Below are 23,820 nucleotides of genomic sequence, written 5' to 3' on the forward strand. Positions count from 1 at the left end.
ATGGGGACCACCCGGTTCATCGCGGGCGGCCCCGACGGGCACCGCGATCAGGCGCATGTGGAGATGGCGGCCGGCGAGCACCGGCGGCTGCCCGCGATAGACCCGCTGGAGATGGAGCTGCGCCTGGCGTTCTTCGCGGCCACGGCGGCGATGGAGGCCGCGGTCGACGCCGAGCTCGCCGAGTACGGGCTCAGCCATCCGCGCTTCAACATCCTCATGGTGCTGCGCAGCACCGATCCGATCGGCGCGGGGATCCCGATGGGCACGCTCGCCACCCATGTGATGACGACGGCCCGCAACGCCACCGGCCTGGTGGACCTGCTGGAGCGGCGGGGCCTGGTGAGCCGGGCGTCCGACCCCGCCGACCGGCGGCTGGTCCTGGTCCGCCGTACCCGGGAAGCCGACGAGCTGCTGGATGAGCTGCTGCCGCGTTTCGCCGCCCGGATGTCGGCCGCGCTGACCGGTTACAGCGAGGCGGAGAAGCGGCTGTTCGTGGATCAGCTCAACCGGCTCCGGCTCGGGCTGACCGCCATCACGCCGGAGACCGCCGCGCCGGAACCGGAATCCGGCACCCCCGCGGCAGCCGTACCCCGGTGAGACCGGCACAACCATGAACCGTCAAACGCCCAGGGGAGGGTCTGTGGACCTCACACTCCGGGGACGGGCCGAACCGGCCCAGCCCCCGGCGCACACCTCGGTCGCGCTGGAGCTCCGCGGCGTGCGCAAGTCCTTCGGCGGCGCCGTCGCGCTGCGCGACGTCGGCTTCACCCTGCTCGCCGGGGAGGTGCACGCGCTGGTCGGGATGAACGGCGCCGGCAAGTCCACCCTCGTCAAGATCATCTCAGGTGCCTATCCGCCGGACGGCGGGGAGCTGCTGATCGCCGGGCGGCGGCACGGCGCCCTCACCCCGCGCCGTGCCCGCGCGCTCGGGGTGAGCATCGTGCACCAGCAGCGGATGCTGGTTCCCGAGCTCACCGTGGGGGAGAACCTGTTCCTCGGGCGGATGCCCCTCCGCCTCGGCCGGGTCGACTGGAACCGGGTGCACACCGACGCGGCCCGTCTCCTGGCCGAGCTCGGCGTCGAGGTGGCGTCCCGGACCACCGCCGGTGAGCTCGGTCCCGCCGAGCAGACCCTCGTCGAGATCGCCAGGGAGACCCACGCCGGTGGGGAGGTCCTCATCCTGGACGAACCCACCGCGACCCTCGGCGGCTCCGACGCGGCCCGGGTGCACCGGCTGGTCCGCACCCTCGGCGCGCGCGGCGTCGCCGTCGTCTACATCTCCCACCACCTGGACGAGGTCCTCGACCTGGCGGACCGGGTCACCGTGCTCCGCGACGGACGGCACGTCACCACGGTGCCCACCGATCGGATGGACCTGCCGGAACTGGTCCGGGCCATGACCGGGGACCGGCTCCCGCAGGGGCGGCCGGACACCGGCCGGACGCTCGGTGAGGTCGTCCTGGAGCTGGACGACCTCACCGCGGGCACCCGCCTGGACGGCATGGACGTGACGGTCCGGGCCGGCGAGGTGGTGGCCGTGCTCGGCTGTGCCGGGGACGGGCAGTCCCAGCTCTTCCCGCTGCTGTCCGGGCTGCGACGGCCCACCCGGGGCCGGATCAAGGTCGCGGGACGCGAGGTACGGCCGGGCAGCGTCACCGCCGCGCTCGGCGCCGGGCTGCGCTGCGTCACCGGGGAACGGCTCGTCCACGGGCTCGTCCCCGAGCTCGGCGTCGACGAGAACCTCGCCCTGACCGAGCGGGGTCTGCACCGGCCCTGGCTGGTGCGCTGGGGGCGGCTGCACCGGGCTGGCGGCGCCGCCCGTACCCGCTTCGGGGTCGTCACCATCCAGGCCGACCCGCCGGTCTCCACTCTCTCCGGCGGCAACCAGCAGAAGGTGCTGCTGGCCCGATGGCTCGACTCGGGAGCCGTCGCCTGCCTGCTGGAGGAGCCCACCAACGGGGTGGACATCGCCGCCAAAGCCGACATCCACCGGCTCGTCGACGACCTGGCGGCCCGGGGCACCGCGGTGCTGCTCGCCTCCGCCGACGTCGACGAGGTGCTGCGGCTGGCCGGGCGGGTCGTCGTGGTGCGGGCCGGGCGCACCGTGGCCGACCTGCCGACCGGCCAAGTCTCCCGCGACGAGCTCGTCGCATTGAGCGTAGGAGGAACCCCCTCGTGACCACCGCCGTCGAACCACGCCGCCGCCTCGGCGTCACGGTACACCCCGGGCTGGTCCGGCACGGGGGCGTGCTCGCCGTGCTCCTGATCATCGGCACCTTCACCGCGCTGCGCAGCGACGTCTTCCTCACCGGCCCCAACCTGCTCAACGTCTCCCGGCAGATCGCCGTGGTCGCGGTGCTCGCCGCCGGGCTGACCCTCCTGATGACCGCGGGCGGGATCGACTTCTCGCTCGGCGCCATCGCCGCGGTCACCCACGGGGTCACGGCTCAGCTGATCACGGCGGGGGCGGCCGACTGGCTCGCCGTGACCCTGGCCGTCGGCTTGGGGGCGTTGATCGGGCTGGTCAACGGGACCGTGGTCACCCTCTTCCGGGTGACGCCGTTCGTGGCGACCCTGGCGAGCTCCACGATCCTCAGCGGGGCCGCACTGCTGATCATCGAGGGGCAGAGCATCTCGATCGGCGAGCATCTGGCCGGGCTCGGCTTTGGGGAGGTGTTCGGCGTGATTCCCGCGCTGGTCGTCATCGCCGTCGTGGTCTGCCTAGCCATCGGGTGCGTCATGCGCTGGACGGCGTTCGGCCGGAACGCCTTCGCCATCGGGGGCAACGAGCGGGCCGCCCGGCTGTCCGGCATCCCCGTCGTCCGCACCAAACTCCTCCTCTACACCCTCGGCGGGCTGCTCGCCGGGCTCGGCGGTGTCATGCTCGTCGCCCGGCTGGGCGCGGCGAGCCCCGGCACCGGCGGGCTCCACCTCGAACTAACGGTGGTCGCCGCCGTCGTCATCGGCGGCACGGCGCTGCACGGCGGCAGCGGAACCCTGGTCGGCACGATCCTCGGCGTCCTCCTGCTGGGTGTCGTCGCCAACTCCCTCAACCTTCTCCAGATCAACCCCTACTACCAGGACATCGCTCTCGGAGCCGTCCTCATGGTGGCCGCCGTGGCCAACCATCTGCGATCCCGGCGGCATTGACCACCGCCGGTTTGGAAAGGACCGCCCATGTCCGCCTTCGGAACTCGCCGAACCCGCTCCCTGCTGGCCGTGGCCCTGCTCGCCGTGGTCACGGCCGGGTGCTCGGTCGAGAAAACCCCCGCGGGCTCCGCGTCGGCCTCCGCCGACCCCGCGCGTCAGCTCACCCTCGGCTTCGTCAACGGCAACACCATCGAGTTCCACACCTGCCTGCAGCGGTCGATCGAGGCGCGGACCACGAGCGCCGGGGTGGAGCTGCTCACCGCCAACTCGGCCATGGACCCGGCCAAGGAGCTCGCCAACATCGACGACATGATCTCCAAGCAGGTCGACGCGATCATCGTGCAGACGGTCAACATCGACTCGCTGGAGGGCGGAATCGCCCGGGCCAACCGGGCGAACATCCCGATCTTCCTCACCTCGGTCGCCTCGGTCGACCAGTCGAAGATCCTCGGCGCGGTGATCACCGACGTGAAGAAGGTCGGCCGAGAGCTGGGCGAATGGCTGATCAAGGACGACGCCGGCGGGAAGTCGAGCGTCGCCGTGGTCGGCGGCGCGCCCGGCGCGGCGGCCGACCTGATGAACAACGCCTTCAAGGAGGCCGTCGGCGGTCAGGTGAAGCTGGTCTTCGACCAGCCGGCGTTCTGGCAGCGGGCCAAGGCGCAGGAGGTCGCCGAGAACCTGCTGCAGGCGCACCCCACGGTGAAGTACGTCTTCGTCCACAACGAGGACATGGCGCTGGGCGTCCTCGCCGCGTTCAAAGCGGCGAACCGGAGCGACATCAAGATCCTGACCAACGGCGGCAGCCCGGCGGGGGTCAAGGCCGTCGTCTCCGGCGAGTTCGCCGTCACCGTCAGCAACACCCCGCGCAGCGTCGGGGAGCTCGCCATCGACAACGTCGTCGGCCTGCTCCGGGGCAAGACCGGGGTGAAGAAGATCGACACCGTAAAGGACATCCTTATCACCAGGGACAACGCCGACCAGGCGCCGCCGTACTGCGCGTGAGGATGCCATGAACAACGACCTCGGACACCACACCCCCGACGACGAGGGTGCCCGCCGCCGCGGAGTCCGCGCCGTGGACCGGGCGCTGGACGTGCTCTGCGCCTTCAGCGCCGCCCACCCCCGGTTCCAGCTCACCGAGCTGGCCAAGGCGGCCGGGGTGCCCAAGACCAGCACCCACCGCATCGCGGTGAGCCTGGTCGAACGCGGATTCCTCCGGCAGGACGAGGACGGGGCCTACGCGCTCGGGTCCAGGTTGCTCGAACTGGGCAGCCTGGTCTCGGCCACCGCTCCGCTCGCCCACCTCACCCGGGGCGTCGCCGAGGAGCTCGCCCGCACCACCGGGGAGACGGTGCTGGTGGCCGAGGTCGACTGGCGGGACCGCACCCTGGTGATCACCGCCAGGGGCGAGAGCCCGAACGCCGGCGAGGGGCTCTCCCCCGTGGGGCGGCGTTCGGTGCTGGCCAACGGAGGCATCAGCCGCGCCATCCTCAGCGGGCTGCCCGCCAAGGAGGCCGAGAGCCTGATCCCCCACCTGAAACTGGCCCGCCGGACGCCGTCCAGCATCACCGACCCCGCGCGGTTCCTCCGCGAGGTCGAGGCGTGCCGGAACCGGGGACACGCCATCGAGATCGAGGAGTACATCCCCGGGATCGCCGCGGTCGCCGTCCCCGTCCTGGTCGCCGGACGGCCCGTGGGCGCCATCGCGATCTGCGGTCCCACCGCCCGGCTGCCCCGCCGCCGCCTGCACGGCCTCGCCGCCCAGATCCACCAGCTGCTCGCCCGGATCCCCGCACCGCCGGCCCCGGCGAGAGCCCTACCGGAAGGATGACACCGTGAACCACCCGACCCGCGCCGACTGGGTGACCTTTCCCAGCGGAGCGGACGAGATCCGCGGATACCTCGCACTGCCCGAAGGGGTCGACCGGCCCCCCGTCGTGATCATGGCGCATGAGAACCTCGGAGTCACCGCGCACCGCAGAGCCGTCACCGAACGCCTCGCCGCCGAAGGCTTCGCCTGCCTCACGGTCGACCTGTTCAGCCGGATCGGCGGCGAGCCGCCGAAGGACCACACCACCCCCGAGGAGCGGCGGGCCAAGGCGTTCCTGGCCGCCCGCGACGAGCAGGCCGTGCCCGACTGCGAGGCCGCGCTGGACTACCTTTCCGGCCGCGGCGACGTGGACGTCTCCCGCGCCGGCGCCATCGGCTTCTGCCTCGGGGGCGGGCTGGTCCTCGCCTGGGCCACCCGGACCGACCGGCTGGCCTGCGTCGTCCCGCTGTACGGGCTGCCTGAGCTGCCCCCCGCCTACAGCCCCACCGGCCGGGTCCGCTCCCGCATCGCCGCCGCCGATCAAGTCCGCTGCCCTGTCCAGGCCCATTTCGGCGGGGCCGACACCGTCATCCCGCTCGACCAGGTCACCCGGCTCGGCGACACGCTGAAACTCAGCGGACACCACGTCGAGGTGCACGTACACGAGGGGGCCGGGCACGCCTACCACGACGACACCCATCCCCACTACCACCCGCAAGCGGCCCAGACCACCTGGGAGCACTCCGTCGCCTTCCTTCGGGCACACCTGTGAGCGCGCCGAGTCTGTGGACCGGTCTGCTCGGGGCCGAGGTCCGCCACATCCCCGCCGGAGGCGTCGTCACCCGGGTGGTCTCGCTGGGCGAGGGCGATCCGGTCGTGCTCCTGCACGGCCGGGGAGGCCACGTCGAGACCTTCGCCCGAACCCTCCCCGCGCTCGCCGCATCCGGTCGGCGGGCGATCGCCTTCGACCTGCTCGGGCACGGGCTCACCGGCCGCTCACCCGGCGGTTACGGCGTCGAACGGCTCGCCGACCACGCCGCGTCCGTCCTCGACGCCCTCGGCCTGGACCGGCCCGACCTCGTCGGGCAGTCCCTCGGCGCCTGGGTGGCGGTGCTGCTCGCGCTCCGCGACCCCGGCCGGGTGGGCAGGCTCGCGCTCATCGAACCCGCCGGGCTCCAACCGGAATCCGAACGGCTCGCCGACGACAGGATCCGTACCGCCTACGAGCGGGGCGGGCAGGCGTACCGGGAGCCGACCCCCGAGGCCGTACAAGTCCGGCTCGCCGGGCTGCTCCACGCTCCCGAGACCGTCGATCCCGAGCTGGTTCAGGTCCGCACCGCCCTCTACGCCCCCGAACAGGCGCGGGAAGTCCATCGCCTGGTCCGGGCCGCCGACAACGACGCCGCGGTGCTCACCCCCGAGCGGCTCGCGCGCCTCGCCGTACCCGTCCTGTTCATCCGCGGCGAGCACGGGCACACCCCGCCCGCCGTCGTGCACACCGCCGCCGCGGCCGTACCCGGCGCACGGGTCGTCACCGTGCCGGACGCCAAGCAGTGGCCGCAGTACGAGCAGCCCGCCGTCGTCGGCGAGGCGCTCGCCGAATTCCTGACCCGCTAAAGGAGAACCCTTGAACAGCACATTCTGGACCGAAGCCCTCGGTGCCGAGATCCGTTTCCGCGACGCGGGCGGATGGCGTACCCGATCCGTCGAGGCCGGGGACGGCGACGCGGTGATCCTCCTGGGCGGCCTGACCGGGCACGCCGAGGCGTTCCTGCGCAACGTCCTGCCCCTCGCCGAGCGCGGCCTGCGGGTCCACGCGATCGACGCCATCGGCCACGGCCTCAGCGCCAGGCCGGTCGACGTCACCTACCACGCCCCGCTCTTCACCGAACACCTGCTCCGCTTTCTGGACGCCATCGAGGTGGACAAGGCCCACCTCGTCGGGCAGTCCCTGGGCGGCTGGACCGCGCTGTACACCGCGCTCACCCACCCCGACCGGGTGGACCGGGTCGTCTCCGTCACCGGAGCGGGGCTCCTGCTGTCCGGCAAGGACCGCCGGGAGGAGAGCGAACGGGTCCACGCCCAGGTCAAAGCCGTCACCGCCAAGGCGGCCGCGGCCCCGACCAGGGAGAGCGTACGGGCGCGCCTGGAATGGCTGATGCTCGACCCGTCCGTCGTCACCGACGAGCTCGTCGAATGCCGATACCGCTACTACACGCTCCCCGGAGCCCAGGAGGCCCAGGCCAAGCTGGTCGCGGAGCAGCCCGGCGAGGGCAACCGGGCCTACATGCTCGGCGAGGACGAACTCGCCCGGATTCCGCACGAGACCCTCGTCGTCTGGACCGACCACAACCCCACCACCCCCGCCGAGGTGGGCCACCGGGCGAGCGAGATCCTGCCGCGCGGCTCCTACGACACGATCACCGGCGCGGGGCACTGGCCCATGTTCGAGCAGCCGGAGCAGTTCAACCGGATCGTCGGCGACTTCCTCGTCAAGGGGACCCCGTGACCGATCCGGCGGCCCAGGTGGCGCTCGGCTGCCGGGTGCTGGCGGCGAACGGGCACACCGACATGGTCTGGGGGCACCTGTCGCAGCGTGACCCGGACGGGCGGGACGTCTGGCTGAAGGGCGCCGGATACGGATACCAGGAGGTCACCCCCGACCGGGTCGTCCGGATCGACCGGGACGGCAGACGGCTCGCCGGGACGGGGCGGGTGCATCTGGAGTTCCCCATCCACACCGAGATCATGGCCGTCCGGCCCGACGTCGGGGCGGTCGTGCACAGCCACGCCGAAGCGGCGGTCGTCTTCGCCGCGACCGGTCTGCCGCTCCTCCCGATCGGCCATGAGGGCACCCTCTTCCAGCCGCCCGACGTCGCGCGGTTCACCGAGACCGGGGACCTGATCCACACCCGGGACCTGGGGGAACGGCTTGCCGCGGCGCTGGGCGACCGCAACGCCGTCCTGCTGCACCGGCACGGCCTGGTCACCGTGGGCCCCGACGTGCCCACCGCGGTGCTGACCGCGATCTTCCTGGAGAAGGCGTGCCGCATGCAGCTGGCCGCCGCGGCCACCGGGGCGGACTACAGCTGGTCCGACCCGGCGGAGGCGCTGGCCAAAAGGGACCGCTGCTACGGCCCCCGGCAGCTCGCCGACGCCTGGGACCACCTGGTCCGTACCCTGCCGTCCTGACCCGGCGTGCGGTTCCCCGCCCGATGGGCGACACGGGTTCCACGGTGGCTGAGGACGTGGACGGATCGCGCCGCGCGGCCCGTACGGCCGTCGGCTCCGGGCCGGTCCCGTGGGGCGGGATCGCCGTCGGAGTGCCGCCCGCTGCGGTGTCCGGCGGAAAGGGGATCCCGCTCGCCGCGGCGTGGTCCGAGTGCCCCGGGAAACCACGTTTGGATCGTCACTCGGTGAGTCTGAGGTCCTCAGCTCGCGGAACGCCGATTCAGGCCCCCGGTCAGACCCTGATTCTGCCCCAGTAGTAGCCGTTGCCCTGCCCCTCGGGGTTGCCCCACCGGCAGGGGATGTAGTGGACGCCGGGCTGCCAGCCCGAGGAGTTGCGGGTGTAGTCGTCCTGGCAGTACTGCAGGGTGTTGTACGGGCCGTAGTAGGTGAGCTCGATCGCGGCGGCGGGGGTGGCCGTCAGGGTCAGCCCGGTGACGAGGGCGGCGCCGACGGCGAGGGCTCTGGTCGTTCTGAGCGGAGCACGCATGACGATCTCCCGTTGTCGCAGGGGCGCGAGGCTCGGACCCGTTCCCGAGGTGACGGGGGATCCGACCGGTGTCGAAGGTGATTGTCAGCCGGGCCCATGCGCAGTGCAACGGGGAGATTTCTCCAGATTTGTCGGGACAAAGCCAGGGCCTGGCGGCACCCGCGTGGACGGGCGCGACGCCGAATCCCGTGGGTGCCGCGCCCCGCGTCGGCTAACCGACGGCCACGATCAGGGAGAGTACGGCCAGCAGTGAGGCGACGGGCGCCATGAGGGACCGCTCCCACCTGCTCGGTGAGGCGAGGTTTCCGATGGCGCTCACCGCCATGGCGACGGTCACCCCCCAGGTGGCCCAGCGGGCGGACGCGGCGGGGAGCCAGGCGTCCACCACCCGGGCGCGCTCCAGCACGATCAGCGCCGCGATCGTCAGCACCAGCGCGGAGAACGCGCTCGCCACCCGGAGCCGGGCCGGTAGCCGGCTGTGCCCGCCACCCCAGGCCGCGCGCCCCCACGGCGCGCCCGCCGCGAGCGCCACCTGGAAGAGCGCCACCAGGGTGAATCCGGTCGCCGCCAGGAGTGCCGCCGCCGTCACCGTCCCGCCTCGATCCGGTCGAGGATCCGCCGCATCCCCGTGTCCGGGTCGGTCACGTCCACGCGAAGCGCCTCCAGCCATTCGATCTCGACCTCGATGTGCCGGATCCCGTTCTCCACGGTCGCCAGGCGGAGCAGCCGGTCGAGGCGCGGGGGTGCGTCCCGGTGCGCGGCGGCGACGGCCCGGAGTGCCGAAAGCCGCTCCCGGGCTTGCCCGATCCGGTCGTCCAGCATGGTGCGGAGCTCCTCGGCCGTGAGGTGGGCGCCGAAGAAGACCTTGATCAGGAACGCCTCCCGCACGGGGGGTTCCGCCGTCGGGCCGCTGAGCCAGTCGCGCAGCGCCGCCTGGCCCGCGGCCGTGAGGCGGTGCTCCTTGCGGGCGGGTCTGCCGTCCTGGGGGACGACCGACACGTCGGCCAGTCCTTCGGCGCCGAGCTGGACCAGGGTGCGGTAGATCTGCGCCTGATCCGCGGTCCAGAAGTGGCGCACGGTGCCGTCGAAGAGTTTCTTCAGGTCGTAGCCGGTCAGCGGGCGGAGGGAGAGAAATCCCAGCAGGGCGTGTCGAAGCGACATTCCACTGAATATATGACAAGTCTCATATAAGACTCAACATCTATTCCATGGAAATATCCGGATTGGTGGCTGAGCCAGGCTATTGACAGATATGCGGAGATCGCTCCATATTCTTCACTACTAACTTTAGTTCCGAAGAAAGTCGGTCCCCCCCAATGGCTGTACCGCGTTCCGGCACAGATCGCGGCGACCTCACCCGGACGGCGATCCTCGCGCTGCTCGGCACGGTCGGCCCGCTGAGCCGCACCGAGATCGCCGCGCGGCTGGACCTCAGCCTCGCGTCGGTCACCGGGCTCACCAAGGAACTCCTGGGCAACGGCATGCTGGAGGAACTCGATCTGCGGCCGTCCCGGGGCGGCAGGCCCGCCCAGCGGCTCGGCCTGGTCGGCGGCGCCGGACGCGCCCTCGGCATCAAGGTCGCCGCGGACCGCCTGGTCATCGTGGACGTACGGCTCGACGGCGAAGTCCTCGGCTCCTGGGAGCGGCCCTTCGACCCGGCCGCCCCGGACGCCCTCGCCGACCTGTGCGACGCGGTCGAGGACGTCGTCGCCCAGGCCACCCGGACACCCCCGCTCCTCGGGATCGGGGTCGGCGTCCCCGGCGGCGTCGACGACCAGGCCGTCGGCACCGTCAACGCGCCCACCCTCGGCTGGCAGGCGATGCCGGTCGGGGAACGGCTCCGCCGCCGCCTCCGCCTGCCGGTCCTGGTGGAGAACGACGTCAACGCGCTCGCCGCCGCCGAACGCCTGTACGGCAAGGGGCGCACCCACCGGGACTTCCTCGTCCTCACCATCGGCCGGGGCGTCGGCGCGGCGATCGTCACCGACGGCCGGGTCTACCGGGGTGCCCGAGGCGGAGCCGGAGAGTTCGGGCACGTCCCGATCGACCCCGGCGGCCCGGTCTGCGGCTGCGGGGCCGCCGGCTGTCTGGAGGCGTTCGTCGGCGCGGCCGGTCTGCTCGCCGCCGCCGGCGCGAAAGGGTTGACGATCCCCGCGGACGACCCGTCCGGAGCCGGCGGGGCGCGGCGCGGCCCGGTGGCCGCGCTCGGCCGGGCCGCCGCCGACGGCGAGCACGCCGCACGGGCGGTCTTCGCCGAAGCCGGGGCGATCCTCGGCCGGGCCGTCGCAGGATTGATCAACATCGTCGACCCCGAGGTCGTCGTGGTCCTCGGCGAGGGCACGGCCGACTGGCCGCACTGGCGCACCGGCTTCGACCCGGCGGTACGCGCCCAGCTCCTGCCCGGCCGTCGCGACATCGAGATCGAGGTGGAGAGCTGGGACGACACCAGCTGGGCCCAGGGGGCCGCGGCCCTCGTGCTCGCCACCCCGTTCGACGCGGCGGGCACCGCGGGGGAGCAGGGCCGCCTGGTCCGCGCCCGCCTCATCGGAGCCACCCCGTGACCGCCCGGCCCGCCCAAGGCCGTCCCGGATGGGGACGTCGTACGGCCGGATCGGCGGCTTCCGCCGGCTTCGCGCACCGGATCCGGTGCCCCCGTGCCGGGTTCGCCGTGGCCGCCTTGATCCGTTGCGGGGACCTGGTCGCCGGACCGGCCACAGGCCGTACGGGATCCGCAGGCCGTATCGCCTATGCGGTGTCGGCGGCGCGCGGCCGTCGCCGGGGTGTGCGGGTATGACCGCGGTCAAGACGAAAGCCGGGCCGAAGGCAGGCGCCACGGCCGGGCCGAAGGCGCAGGGACGGCGGCGGCTGCGGTACGCGGGGACGGTCGCGTTGTTCCTGCTGCCCAGCGCGATCCCGCTGACCCTGTTCACCCTTGTCCCGATGGCGGCTTCGCTCTGGACCAGCCTGCACGAGTGGAACCTGATCCAGCCGATGACGTGGGTGGGTTTGGGGAACTACGCCGAACTGCTCGGCGACGCGGAGACCCGCGCGGCGTTCTGGCACACCCTGTACTTCATCGCCGGGTATCTGCCGCTGGTCTACGCGGGCGGGCTCGGGCTGGCCGTGCTGCTCAACCGGGCGATGAAGGGCCGCGACCTGTTCCGGGCGATCTACTTCCTACCGGTGATCACGAGCTGGGTGGTCGTCGCGCTGATGTGGAAGTGGCTGCTCAACCCGGCGACCGGGCTGGTGAACCAGGCGCTGAGCCTGATCGGCGTGGCCGGGCCCGGCTGGTGGACCGACCCGGTGTGGGCGATGCCGTCGGTCATCCTCGCCTCGGCGTGGAAGGACCTCGGCTTCGTCATGATCATTCTGCTTGCGGGACTCCAGGCGATCCCGAAGGAGTACCACGAGGCGGCGCGGGTCGACGGGGCCGGCGGTCTCCGGCGGTTCCGGTACGTCACGCTGCCGCTGCTCTCCCCGTCCACGTTCTTCGTCATCGTGATCTCTTTGATCAACGGCTTTCAGGTGTTCGACCAGGTCCACGTGATGACCGGCGGCGGTCCGGCCGGGGCCACCCAGGTCGTGGTGGAGCAGATCTACGATCTGACCTTCCGGTACGGCCGGGCGGGCATGGCCTCGGCGCTCTCCTGGCTGCTCTTCGCCGTCGTCCTGATCGTCACCGTGGTCCAGGTCCGGGCCCAGCGGCGGTGGGTGAACTATGGGTAAGGTCGTGCGGTACGCCCTGGTCGTCCTGGGCGCGCTGGTGATGCTCTTCCCGTTCGCCTGGGCGGTGATCACCTCGGTCACGCCCGACGGGGCGGTGCTTGCCACCCCGCCGGACCTCACCCCGGACGACCCCACCCTGGACGCCTACGGCCGGCTCCTGGAGGCCATGCCGTTCTGGCGGATCGTGCTGAACAGCGCCTGGATCGGCGCCGCCTCCACGATCCTGCAGCTGGTCACCGGCGCGATGGCCGCCTACGCCTTCGCCCGGCTGCCGTTCCCCGGCCGGGGGGTGCTGTTCGCGGTCTACCTGACCACGCTGATGGTGCCGATGCAGGTGCTGGTGGTGCCGCTCTTCATCGAGATGCGCATGTTCAACCTGGTGGACACCTACTTCGCGCTCCTGGCCCCCTCCATCGCCTCGGCGTTCGGGGTGTTCCTGCTGCGGCAGGCCGTCGCCCAGGTGCCCAAGGAGTTCGACGAGGCGGCGGTGCTGGACGGCGCGGGACATCTGCGGATCTTCGTCTCCGTGATCCTCCCGCTGATCAGGCCCGCGCTCGCCACCTTCGCGATCTTCGGCTTCATGGCGAGCTGGAACAGCTACCTCTGGCCGTTGATCATCATCAGGTCGCCGGAGTTCCGGACCATCCCGCTGGGCCTGGCCGAGCTGCACGGCCAGTTCACCACCGAGTGGAACGTCGTCATGGCCGGGTCCGTGGTCAGCGTCGTCCCCATCCTCATCCTCTACGTCTTCGCGCAGCGACACGTCATCGCCAGCGTCGCCCAGTCCGGTCTGAAGTAAAGGAAAGACCCCATGACCAGAACCGCAAAAGCCGCCGCGGCGGCCTTGGTCGTCGGCCTGCTCGCCTCGGCCTGCTCCCAGGGTTCGGCCACCCGGAGCGCCGAGAGCACCCCCGGAGGCAAGGTGACGCTGCGCTACCTCACCTTCTCGGCGGCGCCCGATCATGTGAAGGACCTCGACAAGATCGTCACGGCTTTCGAGGCGGAGAACAAGAACATCGACGTGGTGGTGGAGACCGCGCCCTACGACGAGTACTTCACCAAACTGCAGACGAGCATCGCGGGCGGCACCGCGCCGGACACCTTCGAGCTGAACTACGAGAACTTCGTCACCTACGCGGCCGCCGGGTCGCTGCTCGACCTCGGCACCGTCGCGGGCGACGCCGATCCGTCGGTCTACGCGGCCGAGTCGCTGGCGGCGTTCAAGCACGACGGCAAGCAGTACGCGCTGCCCGCCTCCTTCTCCACGGTCGTGCTCTTCTACAACAAGGAGCTGTTCAAGAAGGCCGGGGTGCCCGAGCCCACCGCCGACTGGACCTGGAAGGACGAGCAGGCCGCGGCGGAGAGGCTCACCGACCGCAAGGCCAAGGTGTACGGCGACTACCAGCCGGTCCAGTTCTTCGAGTTCTACAAGACGCTGAAGCAGGCGGGCGGGGAGTTTCTCTCCGCCGACGGCAAGAAGTCCGCGTTCAACGGCCCCGCCGGGATCAAGGCGGCGAAATGGCTGGTGGGCAAGGTCGGCAAGGTCATGCCGACCGAGGCCGAGATCGGCGGGACCGCCGACTACGACACCAACCTCTTCAAATCCGGGAAACTCGCGATGTGGCACAACGGGATCTGGCAGTTCGCCGGACTGAAGGACGTGCCGTTCGAGTGGGACGTGGTGGTCGAGCCGGGCGACGCGACCAAGGCGAGCGCGGTCTTCCACAACGCGGTGGCCGCCTCGGCCGGCACCAAACACGGCAAGGAGGCCTTCGCCTGGGCGCGGTTCCTCTCCTCCTCGGGCACGGCGGCGACCACCCGCATCGAGTCGTCCTGGGAACTGCCGCCCGTCGCCGACCGGTCGGTGCTCGCCGGATACCTCAAGGCTCCCAAGCCAGCCAACCGTCAGGCCGTCTTCGACTCGCTCACGTCCATCGCCCTGCCTCCGGTGATCAAGCGTCAACAGGAGATGCAGGACACGGTGACCGAGGAGCTGGCAAACGCCGCCGCAGGCCGTAAAACCGTGGAGGAAGCCCTCACCGCCGCGGCCGCCGCGGTCGACAAGCTGCTCGGCTGATTCCCAACAGGAGAAATACCCACGTGAGCGTAGGAAGCACGCCGACTCTGGCCGAACTCGCCAGGCTCGTGTCCCGCAGTGTCGATGTGATCAAATCACATCAGTCGCCGTCAGGTGCCTACCCGGCGAGTCCCGATTTTTCGGCGTATCGCGGATATTCGTGGCTGCGGGACGGCGCGTTCATCGCGGAAGGCATGAGCCGCAGCGGAGACGCGGCCGGAGCGGGCGCGTTCCACACCTGGTGCGCGCGGGTGATCGGCGCCCGCGCCGGCCGGGTCGAATCCCTCGTCGAACGGGCCGCCCGCGGCGAAGCCGTACCTGCGGAGGAGATGCTGCCCACCCGGTTCACCCTCGACGGAGCCGACGGCGCCGACGACTGGTGGAACCACCAGCTGGACGGCTACGGCACCTGGCTCTGGGCGCTCGACCGGCATCTGAACCGGCACGGCGCGGACCTGCCCGATGCCGTGGGCGCCGCGCGGATCGCCGCCCGCTACCTGACCGCGTTCTGGCGGCAGCCCTGCTACGACTGGTGGGAGGAGCACCTGGACCGTCGGCACGTGTCGACCCTGGGCGCGATCCACGCCGGACTTCGGGCCGCGATCCGGCTCGGCGCGGCGGGCGACGAGGCGCGGACGGCCGTCGCCGGCATCGAGCGCCTGATCGCCGCCGAAGGCGTCGCCGGCGGCCCGGTCGACGGCCTCGGGCCTTCCGGCCCGGTTCCCCCGGAGGAGGGTACGGCGCCCGGCGCGGCCACAGGCGCCCGGCCGGGTGAGGCGGGACCGGTCCGGCACCTCACCAAATGGCTCGGCACCGACGCGGTGGACGCGAGCCTGCTCGCCTGCGTCGAACCGTTCGGCCTGGTCGCCGCGGACCACCCGATCGGAGTGGCCACGGTGACCGAGGTCGAGCGGCGACTGGCCCGGGACGGCGGGGTGCACCGCTATCTCGCCGACACCTTCTACGGCGGCGGCCGGTGGATCCTGCTCGCCGGGTTCCTCGGCTGGAACCACGCCCGGGCCGGGCGGCCGGGCGACGCCCTGCGGTACCTGCGGTGGATGGCCGGTCAGGCGACCCCGGCCGGGGAACTGCCGGAACAGGTCTCCGGCGTGCTGCTCGCCCCCGACCGCCACGCGGAGTGGGTGAAACGGTGGGGCACCGTGGCCACTCCGCTGCTCTGGTCGCACGGCATGTACCTGATCCTCGCCGACGAACTGGGGATCCGCCCGTGATCCGGCATCGCCCGTTCGGATCCGGGCACCCGTACGCGACCGCCGAGGACCAGCGGGTGCCCGCGCGCCCCGAGGCGGGGCAGACGGTCGAGCTGCGGGTCAGGGCATCCGCCCGGGTGGCCGCGGTGGTCGCCGAGTGGGTCGTGGACGGCGGGGAACCGGCCTTGCTGGACCTCGTCCCGGCCGTCTCCGGCGAACCGGGCGAAGCCGCGGAATCGGGGCAGGGTACCGTCGACGGCGGCCATCTCGCCGCCGCGCAGAGCCGGGCCGCCCGGGCCGCCGCCGGATCGTGGACCGCGACCAGCCCGGTCCTGCACGCCGGACACCGGTACCGGTACCGGTTCCGCGCGACCGGCGCGGACGGCGGCGGCCGTACCACTCGCTGGTTCGAGGTGAGCGCCGCGAGCTGGCGAACGGACGGCGGCACGCTGACCGTGGAAGGCGCCGACCGGGTGATCCCGGGAAGTGTGCGCTGGCTCGCGGACGCCGACGGCCCGCTCCGGGTCCGGTTCGACCTGCCGCTCTCCGACGGCGAGCACGTGGTCGGCTTCGGCGAGCGGTTCGACGCGGTCGACCAGCGCGGGCGCGCCCTCGACGCGGTCGTGTTCGAGCAGTACAAGGCGCAGGGCACGCACGGCCGCACCTACCTGCCGATGCCGTTCGCCCTGGTCGTCGGCGGGGTCGGCAGCTGGGGTCTGCACGTGGACACCTCGGCCAGGACCTGGTACGACGTCGGCGCCGCCCAGCCCGGACGGCTCCGGGTGGAGGCGGAGGCGCCCTCCGGCGACCTGACCCTGCGGCTGCTCGACGGCGCCGCCCCGGCCGACGTGCTGGACGCGTTCCTGGACCGGGTGGGGCGGCCGGTCGAACTGCCCTCCTGGGTGTTCCGGCTCTGGGCCAGCGGCAACGAGTGGAACACCCAGGCCAGGGTGCTCCGGGAGATGGACCGCCACCGCGACCTGGACATCCCGGTCGGTGCCCTGGTCATCGAGGCGTGGAGTGACGAGTCCACGTTCACCGCCTTCCGCGGCGCCGAGTACGAGCCCGGCGAGGAGCCGCATCGGCTCGCCGACTACCGGTTCCCGCCCGACGGGCCGTGGCCCGACCCCAAGGGGCTCGTCGACGAGCTCCACGACCGCGGGATCAAGGTCCTGCTGTGGCAGATCCCGCTGCAGAAGACGCGCCCGCACCCGATCGGCCAGGCCGCGCTCGACGCCGGGCAGCTCGTCGAGCGCGGGTACGGCGTCCGCGAGGCCGACGGACGTCCGTACCGGAATCGGGGTTGGTGGTTTCCGCTGGCGCTCATGCCCGACCTGTCCTCCCGGGAGGTCCGCGACTGGTGGACGGCGAAACGCCGCTACCTCGTCGAGGAGGTCGGTGTCGACGGCTTCAAGACCGACGGCGGCGAGCACGCCTGGGGCCACGACCTGCGGTACGCCGACGGCCGCCGGGGCGCCGACGGCAACGGGCTGTTCCCCGTGCACTACGCCCGCGCGTTCGGGGACCTGCTGCGCGACTGCGGCAAGGCGCCGGTGACGTTCAGCCGGGCCGGGTTCGCCGGGTCGCAGCCGCACGGGGTGTTCTGGGCGGGCGACGAGGACTCCACCTGGGAGGCCTTCCGATCCTCGATCCGGGCCGGGATCACCGCGTCGGCCTGCGGAATCGTGTACTGGGGCTGGGACCTGGCCGGGTTCTCCGGGGAGATCCCCGGCGCCGAACTCTACCTGCGGGCGGCCGGGACCTCCGTCTTCATGCCGATCATGCAGTACCACTCCGAGTTCAACCGTCACCGCGCCCCGTCCCGCGACCGGACGCCGTGGAACATCGCCGAACGTACCGGTGACGCCCGGGTGCTGCCGGTGTTCCGGGCGTTCGCGCGGCTGCGGGAACGACTCGTGCCCTACCTCGCCGAAGAGGCCCGGCGGACCGTCGCCGGGGGAGCCCCGCTCATGCGCGGCCTCTTCTTCGACCACCCGGACGATCCGCTGATCTGGCGTTACCCGCTCCAGTACCGGCTCGGCGACGCCCTGCTCGTCGTCCCGGTGACCGAACCGTCGGCCGAGAGCGTCGCCGCGTACCTTCCGGCGGGGCGATGGGTCGACGTCTGGACCGGGGCCGAGTACGGCGGCGCCCGCGAGCTCGTCCTGCCCGCCCCCCTCGACCGCCCGCCGGTCCTCTGCCAGGCGGAGCACTGGCCCGGCCTCTCACCCGCGTTCTCCGCTTCCGGGATCCGCTCCGATTGAGGGGCCGTACATTCGCGCGGCGTGGCTTCGCCGAAACCCTCGGCCGATGCGGGTGTTGCGTCAGGCGCGCAGGTAGGTGAGGACGGCGCGGACCCGGCGGTGGTCGTCGGTGTTGGTGGGCGGCAGGTCCAGCTTGGTGAAGATCGAGTTGATGTGCTTGCCGACCACCTTCTCGCTGATCGTCAGCTCCTTGACGATCGCGGCGTTGGAGCGGCCCTCGGCCATGAGGGCGAGGACTTCGCGTTCCCGCGGGCTGAGCCGGGTCAGGGGGTCCTGGCGCCTGGTCAGCAGATGGCGTACGACCTCGGGGTCGACGACGCAGCCTCCGGCGGCGACCCGCTCGACGCCGTCGACGAATTCACGCACCCGCAGGATCCGGTCTTTGAGCAGGTAGCCGACACCTCTGGAGTCGGTGCACGCCAGGAGTTCGGCGACGTAGGCCGTGGCCGTGTACTGGCTGAGGACGAGTACCGGCAGCCCGGGGTGTTCCCGGCGCAGGGCGACGGCGGTGCGCAAACCCTCGTCGGTGAAGGTCGGCGGCATGCGCACGTCGGTGACCACGACGTCGGGCCGATGCCCGGCGACGGCGGCGGCCAGCGCGTCCGGCTCGTCCGCGGCGGCCACGACCTGGTGGCCGAAGCGGGCGAGCAGCGCGACGAGCCCCTCCCGCAGCAGCGTGGCGTCGTCGGCGAGGACTATCCGGAGCACGGCAACTCCAAGCCCAAGGTGGTCGGTCCACCGCGAGGGCTGGTCAGGGTGAGGACGCCGTCGAGGGCGTCGACACGGTCGGCGAGACCGGCCAGGCCGGTTCCGGACGCCGGATCGGCCCCGCCACGCCCGTCGTCGCGGACCTCGACGACCAGGGTTTCCCCGGTGGCCGCGCCCGTCACCCGGACGCGGGTCGCCCGAGCGTGCTTGGCCGCGTTGGCCAGCGCTTCGGCGACGACGAAGTACGCGGCGGATTCGACGGAGGGCGGAAGACGCCGGGGCACCCGCAGGTCCACGGTCACCGGCACGGGGGATCGGTCGGCCAGCTCGGCGACGGCCGCGGGCAGACCCAGGTCGGTGAGCACCTGCGGATGGATGCCGCGGACCAGTTCGCGGAGCTCGACCAGGACCGCCCCGGCCTCCTCGGTGGCCTGCCTGATCAGCGGTTTGGCGGCTTCCGGATCGTGGTCGAGCTCCAGTTGGGCGGTGACCAGGGTCATGCCGAGCCGGAGCAGCCGCTGCTGGGCGCCGTCGTGCAGATCCCGCTCGATGCGCCGCCGCTCCACCTCGAAGGCGTCGATCAGGCGGGCCCGCGAGCGCGTCAGCGTCCGCACCCGCACCTCGTCGCCGGGGGAGAGCAGCAGCCGGGCGACTTCCCGGTGGGCGAGCGCGGCAAGGGTCGTGGTGTAGCAGAGGAGCACGAGCGTGGCCGCCACGGCGAACGCCGCCCCCGCGGTGACGTGCACTCCCACGCCGCTCTCGACCGGCCCCGGCGCGGCCCCCGCCGGGGCCGTGCCCGGTTCCGACGCCAGGAAGGTCGTCACGCCGCTGAGGAAGACGAGCATCGGGGTGAGCCCGGCCACCAGCGCGAGGAGATCCGACAGCAGCAGAACACCGCCGTGCAGTACCAGGTAGGCCAGCTCCCGCCAGGTGGCTGCTTCGGCGTACCGCGAGCGGAGCCATGCGGCGACCCCCTGCCGGTCCGGTCTTCGGTGGGTGTCCGGGAGTATCGGGTCACCGAGGATCGCCGCCCGCCGCCGCTCGATCTCCACCAGCGGGCGGATGAGCAACGGCGTCAGGACGACCACGCCGCACACCAGGGCCACCGGGAGCCAGACCACGGTCATCAGGCCGGTCACGATGCCGGAGAGCTGGAAGGCGAGCGCCCTCAGCGGCCAGACCGACAGCACGAAACCCAGCGGGTTACCGCGGAGCGCCGCTGCGGCGTGGGTCGTGCCGTTCGCCGTCATGGCCGTCACTGTACGAGCTGGGACCGCCGCGCGAAGGGGTGCGAGCCCCCATTTCCCGATGGGGGTGAGGGCTCCTGTGGCGGCACGCCGTACCCGGCTTGCATGGCTTCGTGAACGTGATCACGGGAGCCAAGCCGGGCTCCCGGTCTTCGCCCTGATTTCCGGCGCTGCGATGTCCGGCGGTGGGCGAGGCATATCCGCGAAGGAGACGAGGAATCCATGACACGACGTGTTGGGGCGCTGGGCGCCGTGGTGGTGAGCGCCGTGCTCACCCTCTCGGTGGGTCCGGCGCACGCCGCGACCGGGAAACCGGCGATCGACTGGAAGCCGTGTGCCGGCGAGAAGACCGCCGAATGCGGCACGGTCCGGGTACCGATCGACTGGGCCAAGCCGAACGGCCCGGCGTTCGACCTCGCGGTGGCCCGGCGCAAGGCCGGGGACCCGGCCCGGCGGATCGGGGTGCTCTTCGTCGACCCCGGGGGCGGGCCCGTCTCCGAATACATCCAGCGGGGGGCCGCCGACTACTTCAGCCCGGAGATCCTGGCCAGGTTCGACCTCGTCGGCGTCGACCCGCGCGGTGTCGGAAGCAGTAACCCGGTGCGCTGCTCGACCGATCTGATGAGGAAAGATCCCTGGCCGCCGACCCCGGGCAGCCAAGCCGAGTTCGACCGGATGGCCGCCTACTACGCCGAGGTCGCGGCGGATTGCCGCCGCCGTACCGGACCGGTGATCGACCACCTCGACTCACGGACCGTCGCCCGCGACCTGGACGCGGTCAGGGTCGCCCTCGGCGAGCGCACCATCTCCTACCACGGGGTTTCGGCCGGTACGGCCGTCGGCCAGCGGTACGCCGAGCTGTTCGGGCGGAACCTCCGGGCCATGTCGCTGGACAGCAACGTCGACCGCAGCCTGGACACCGAAGGGTTGCTGGTCGGCGGAGCCAAGAACGTCGAGGACTCGTTCCGCACGTTCGTCCGCTGGTGTGATCGCGAAACGGCGTGCGCGTTGCACGGTCGGAATGTGCCGCGTGTCTGGGACGAGGTACTCGACCGGGCGGACCGGGGTGAACTGCGGGACCCCAACGAGGCCGGCCGGGTGCTGAAGACGTTCGAGGTCCTCTCCGAAGCCCACCTCGGCGGGTTCATGGGCCCCGATTTCAGCTGGCTGGCCAAGCGGCTCTCCGCGCTGGCGACCGGCAAGCCCGGGCCCGAGGCGCCTCGGCGAGGCCTGCCGCCCGACGCTCCGGAGACGATGGAACACCCCGCCCCCGCGGCCTGCCAGGACTTGCGGACAACGATCCCGAACCATCGGCGGTTCGCCCGCTTGGTCGAACGGGCGCGCCGGGCCGCTCCGCACATGCGAACCCACCCGGACCTGCAGCCGGGCATACTGACCTGCGCCCTCTGGCCGGACAAGGCCAACACCCCGCAACGCCCGTTGAAGGTCCGTGAGTCGCCCAGGCTCCTGCTGATCAACGCCCGGCACGACCCGGCGACCGGACACGACGGGGCGGTCAACGTCCGCCGGCAGCTTGGCCGCAAGGCGGTGCTGGTGACCTACGAGGGCGCCGGCCACGGTGTCTACCACCGGACCTCCTGCACCAGGAACGCGGTCGACCGGTACCTGCTGCACCTGCGCGTACCGGCGGACGGAACCCGCTGCCCGGCGGCGACCGACCGCTGATCGCGCGGGTCTGAAATTTCCTGAGTTGTCAGGGTGGCTCTCTTGCTAGCTAACAGCGTTAGCCTTAGAGTGAGGCTAACGTTGTTAGCTAGGCAAGCCCAAGGAGCTCCCCGTGAACGCATCCCTTGCCGCCACCCCTGACGTCGGCCCGGCCCGCAGGATCGCCTGGGGCGTCTTCGCCGTCTTCCTCGCCGCGTTCGCGGTCTTCGAGGCGGTGAAGTACGGCCTGCCCACCACGGCCGCGGCCCTCGTCTCCCTCGCGGTGCCGTTCACCTTCCGGACCAGCCGGATCGCACAGTCCGCCCTGCTGCCGCTGGCCGTCCTGCTTTTCTACACCTTCGGGCCGATCGTGTTCCCCCCGCTGTTCACCGCCGGGCTCGGCTGGCTGACCGGTGTCGCGATCCTGCGGGCCGTCCGCCGTGGGTGACCGCCCGGCCCAGATCGTCGCCGCCGCCAGGGAGCTGCTGGAGTGCGGGGGCCCCGAGGCGGTGACCATGCGGGCCATCGCCGACCGGCTCGGCATCCGGGCCCCCTCGCTGTACAAGCACCTGCCCGACAAGGCGGCGGTGGAGGCGGCGCTGCAGGCCGAAGGACTGGCGGTGCTCGCGGACATGCTGGAGGAGGCGGAAGCCGGCCTCGGCGGCGAGCCGCCGCTGCCCGTACTCGCCGAGGTCTTCCGGCGGTTCGCGCTGGAGAACCCCCACCTGTACCGGATCACCGGGCGGCCGCTCGCCCGGGAGAGCCTCCCGGAGGGTTTGGAGGCCCGCGCCGCCATGCCGCTGGTGCGCGCGGTGGGCGGAGATCCCGACCTGGCCCGCGCGGTGTGGGCGTTCGCGCACGGGATGGTGATTCTGGAGCTCGACAGCCGGTTCCCGCCGGGCGCGGACCTGGCCGGGGCCTGGCGGGCGGGCTGTACGGCGTTCGCCGCATACGCCGTAGGCGGCGCGTCCGGCTCAGGTGCGACTCTGCGGGCCCGAGCTCAATCTACGTAGACGTAGTCGCATTTATCGCACGTCACCGGGGGTGTGGCCTTGTCATCCTCGTATGCTGCCTTCCGCGGGGTGAAGGCCGTCTCATGCCAGCGTTCGGCCGCATGGGTCATGTCGTGGCCGATGTGTGCGTGGATCCGGGCCGCGTGCGCCAGTCGCGCTCCGGCGGGTGTGGCTACGCCGAGGACTTCGGCTCCGTGCCGGGCGATCCGGACGAGCGCTTCGTTCACCTGGACGCTCCCCAGCCAGGCCTGGAGCCAGACGTCCTCGCCGACGATGTAGCTGTCGCGCCTTCCACGAGGGTCTGGTTCGCGTCGGAGCAGGCCCACCCCTTCGAGATCGCGGACGGCTTTGGAGATAGACGCGGGGCTGACCCGGAGCCGCCGGACCAGCTCGGCGGCGGTGAGCCTGCCGTCGTCGGTGAGGTAGAGACAGACGAGCACCTTGGCCGTCATCCGTGGGAATCCAGACTTGATCATGAGCGTGACAAGCCGGTCCTCGAACTCCCGCACCGCTTCGGGGTCGCGTCCACCCGGATCGACGACGGATGTCCGTGCCGGTGCCGGAGCGGGTTTGCGTCGGCGGGCGCGGCGTTGCGCGGCCTGGTGCGCCTGGTCGGCCCGGTAGCCGCCGGAGCCGCCGTTGCGGATCACCTCCCGGCTGACGGTCGATGTCGGCCGCCCCAATCGCCTGGCGATCTCCGCGTAGCCGAGCCCTCCGGCCAGTCCCGCCGCGATGTTCCGCCGATCTTCGTGGGTGAGCCTGCCTCCTGGCATGGTCTTGCCCCTCCCCGTCGCTCAGGGTCCTCGTCCGCGGTGTCCGACCGGATTTCCCTCCACAATATTGCGTTTATCGGCATCTCGCTGCAATTTCCGAACCATCCATCGTTGCATTTGATGGCATGTCTATTGCAATTATTGGTTGATATACCTGGATAAACGGGGAATGTGCTGTTTGGTAGATTGACAGATATTGTGAACGCAACGTAGCTTTTGTTTGGCGGTGAACGCGGGATTTCGCGGCTGGGTGGCCGTTCTTATCTGGGATTTGGTGGGAACACCTGGTCCGGGGCGGTGTATCCCAGGCGTTGTCGGGCAGGGCCATTCATTTGTCTTACTTCAAAACTGACTTACTGTCATATTCACGGTTATTATTCCTAGTGGCGCCGAGGTGACGCGACGACAGCGGGCGGACGCCGGGAGGCACACCGGGCTGACGTCGAGACGGAAGG

The 23,820-nt window shown here is 71.7% G+C and carries 24 protein-coding genes; 18 read left to right on the forward strand and 6 right to left on the reverse strand.

Annotated elements, in window-relative coordinates; translation table 11 throughout:
• Genes RUR_RS09345 through RUR_RS09385 form a run of 9 tightly spaced genes read left to right on the forward strand, consistent with a single transcriptional unit; the run spans position 1 to position 8,152 of the window.
• On the forward strand, positions 1-597 hold the full coding sequence (locus RUR_RS09345) for a MarR family winged helix-turn-helix transcriptional regulator (RefSeq protein ID WP_283134549.1): 597 nt from the start codon (positions 1-3) through the stop codon (positions 595-597).
• A 43-nt stretch (positions 598-640) separates the two neighbouring features.
• Positions 641-2,179 carry a sugar ABC transporter ATP-binding protein gene (locus tag RUR_RS09350; protein ID WP_283134550.1) on the forward strand — a complete coding sequence of 513 codons (1,539 nt, stop codon included), beginning with the start codon at positions 641-643 and terminating at the stop codon, positions 2,177-2,179.
• On the forward strand, positions 2,176-3,150 hold the full coding sequence (locus tag RUR_RS09355) for an ABC transporter permease (RefSeq protein WP_283134551.1): 975 nt from the start codon (positions 2,176-2,178) through the stop codon (positions 3,148-3,150). Before RUR_RS09350 ends, RUR_RS09355 begins: the two co-directional genes overlap by 4 nt.
• 27 nt (positions 3,151-3,177) lie before the next feature.
• Entirely contained in the window at positions 3,178-4,152 is a 975-nt protein-coding gene (locus tag RUR_RS09360; protein WP_283134552.1) for a sugar ABC transporter substrate-binding protein, read from the forward strand.
• Between the two features lie 7 nt (positions 4,153-4,159).
• On the forward strand, positions 4,160-4,981 hold the full coding sequence (locus RUR_RS09365) for an IclR family transcriptional regulator (RefSeq protein ID WP_283134553.1): 822 nt from the start codon (positions 4,160-4,162) through the stop codon (positions 4,979-4,981).
• Between the two features lie 4 nt (positions 4,982-4,985).
• Entirely contained in the window at positions 4,986-5,732 is a 747-nt protein-coding gene (locus RUR_RS09370; RefSeq protein WP_283134554.1) for a dienelactone hydrolase family protein, read from the forward strand.
• Complete coding sequence (locus RUR_RS09375) at positions 5,729-6,577, forward strand: alpha/beta fold hydrolase (RefSeq protein WP_283134555.1); 849 nt, start codon at positions 5,729-5,731, stop codon at positions 6,575-6,577. Before RUR_RS09370 ends, RUR_RS09375 begins: the two co-directional genes overlap by 4 nt.
• A 10-nt stretch (positions 6,578-6,587) precedes the next feature.
• Positions 6,588-7,469: an alpha/beta fold hydrolase gene (locus RUR_RS09380; RefSeq protein WP_283134556.1), complete on the forward strand. Its 882-nt coding sequence runs from the start codon at positions 6,588-6,590 to the stop codon at positions 7,467-7,469.
• Positions 7,466-8,152, forward strand: coding sequence for a class II aldolase/adducin family protein (locus tag RUR_RS09385; RefSeq protein WP_283134557.1), 687 nt, complete (start codon positions 7,466-7,468; stop codon positions 8,150-8,152). The genes RUR_RS09380 and RUR_RS09385 overlap by 4 nt, the downstream gene beginning before the upstream one ends.
• Before the next feature lie 271 nt (positions 8,153-8,423).
• On the opposite strand, the gene RUR_RS09390 is transcribed toward RUR_RS09385, so the two are convergent.
• From RUR_RS09390 to RUR_RS09400, 3 genes are all read right to left on the reverse strand, one after another.
• A complete protein-coding gene (locus RUR_RS09390; RefSeq protein ID WP_283134558.1) occupies positions 8,424-8,678 on the reverse strand; it encodes a hypothetical protein in 255 nt (84 codons plus the stop codon).
• 211 nt (positions 8,679-8,889) lie between these two features.
• Positions 8,890-9,267, reverse strand: a complete 378-nt coding sequence (locus tag RUR_RS09395) for a hypothetical protein (RefSeq protein WP_283134559.1) — start codon at positions 9,265-9,267, stop codon at positions 8,890-8,892.
• Positions 9,264-9,839 carry a PadR family transcriptional regulator gene (locus tag RUR_RS09400; protein WP_283134560.1) on the reverse strand — a complete coding sequence of 192 codons (576 nt, stop codon included), beginning with the start codon at positions 9,837-9,839 and terminating at the stop codon, positions 9,264-9,266. The genes RUR_RS09395 and RUR_RS09400 overlap by 4 nt, the downstream gene beginning before the upstream one ends.
• A gap of 155 nt (positions 9,840-9,994) precedes the next feature.
• Between RUR_RS09400 and RUR_RS09405 the strand changes: the two genes are divergently transcribed.
• The 6 genes from RUR_RS09405 (at position 9,995) to RUR_RS09430 (ending at position 17,959) form a co-directional block, all read left to right on the forward strand.
• Positions 9,995-11,239, forward strand: a complete 1,245-nt coding sequence (locus RUR_RS09405) for an ROK family transcriptional regulator (protein ID WP_283134561.1) — start codon at positions 9,995-9,997, stop codon at positions 11,237-11,239.
• Positions 11,240-11,468: 229 nt separating this feature from the next.
• Complete coding sequence (locus tag RUR_RS09410) at positions 11,469-12,407, forward strand: carbohydrate ABC transporter permease (protein WP_283134562.1); 939 nt, start codon at positions 11,469-11,471, stop codon at positions 12,405-12,407.
• Positions 12,400-13,206: a carbohydrate ABC transporter permease gene (locus RUR_RS09415; protein ID WP_283134563.1), complete on the forward strand. Its 807-nt coding sequence runs from the start codon at positions 12,400-12,402 to the stop codon at positions 13,204-13,206. Before RUR_RS09410 ends, RUR_RS09415 begins: the two co-directional genes overlap by 8 nt.
• 12 nt (positions 13,207-13,218) lie before the next feature.
• Positions 13,219-14,484 (forward strand): ABC transporter substrate-binding protein, encoded by a 1,266-nt coding sequence (locus tag RUR_RS09420; protein ID WP_283134564.1) that lies wholly within the window; start codon positions 13,219-13,221, stop codon positions 14,482-14,484.
• Between the two features lie 23 nt (positions 14,485-14,507).
• A complete protein-coding gene (locus RUR_RS09425; RefSeq protein WP_283134565.1) occupies positions 14,508-15,716 on the forward strand; it encodes a glycoside hydrolase family 15 protein in 1,209 nt (402 codons plus the stop codon).
• On the forward strand, positions 15,713-17,959 hold the full coding sequence (locus RUR_RS09430) for a glycoside hydrolase family 31 protein (protein ID WP_283134566.1): 2,247 nt from the start codon (positions 15,713-15,715) through the stop codon (positions 17,957-17,959). Before RUR_RS09425 ends, RUR_RS09430 begins: the two co-directional genes overlap by 4 nt.
• Before the next feature lie 60 nt (positions 17,960-18,019).
• Here RUR_RS09430 and RUR_RS09435 read toward each other — a convergent pair whose 3' ends face one another.
• Together RUR_RS09435 and RUR_RS09440 are read right to left on the reverse strand one after the other, a co-directional pair.
• Positions 18,020-18,667, reverse strand: coding sequence for a response regulator transcription factor (locus RUR_RS09435; RefSeq protein ID WP_283134567.1), 648 nt, complete (start codon positions 18,665-18,667; stop codon positions 18,020-18,022).
• Positions 18,655-19,917 (reverse strand): sensor histidine kinase, encoded by a 1,263-nt coding sequence (locus RUR_RS09440; protein ID WP_283134568.1) that lies wholly within the window; start codon positions 19,915-19,917, stop codon positions 18,655-18,657. Before RUR_RS09440 ends, RUR_RS09435 begins: the two co-directional genes overlap by 13 nt.
• A gap of 219 nt (positions 19,918-20,136) precedes the next feature.
• Between RUR_RS09440 and RUR_RS09445 the strand changes: the two genes are divergently transcribed.
• The 3 genes from RUR_RS09445 (at position 20,137) to RUR_RS09455 (ending at position 22,592) form a co-directional block, all read left to right on the forward strand.
• Positions 20,137-21,600 (forward strand): alpha/beta hydrolase, encoded by a 1,464-nt coding sequence (locus RUR_RS09445; protein WP_283134569.1) that lies wholly within the window; start codon positions 20,137-20,139, stop codon positions 21,598-21,600.
• 112 nt (positions 21,601-21,712) lie between these two features.
• A complete protein-coding gene (locus RUR_RS09450) occupies positions 21,713-22,027 on the forward strand; it encodes a hypothetical protein (RefSeq protein ID WP_283134570.1) in 315 nt (104 codons plus the stop codon).
• Positions 22,020-22,592 (forward strand): TetR/AcrR family transcriptional regulator, encoded by a 573-nt coding sequence (locus RUR_RS09455; protein WP_283134571.1) that lies wholly within the window; start codon positions 22,020-22,022, stop codon positions 22,590-22,592. Before RUR_RS09450 ends, RUR_RS09455 begins: the two co-directional genes overlap by 8 nt.
• Here RUR_RS09455 and RUR_RS36765 read toward each other — a convergent pair.
• Positions 22,580-23,365 (reverse strand): GbsR/MarR family transcriptional regulator, encoded by a 786-nt coding sequence (locus RUR_RS36765; protein WP_428846986.1) that lies wholly within the window; start codon positions 23,363-23,365, stop codon positions 22,580-22,582. The two genes, RUR_RS09455 and RUR_RS36765, sit on opposite strands and share 13 nt — an antisense overlap.
• Positions 23,366-23,820 lie beyond the last annotated feature (455 nt).

The organism is Rhizohabitans arisaemae, from assembly GCF_025996515.1.
In the GTDB taxonomy this organism is placed as follows: Bacteria; Actinomycetota; Actinomycetes; order Streptosporangiales; family Streptosporangiaceae; genus Rhizohabitans; species Rhizohabitans arisaemae.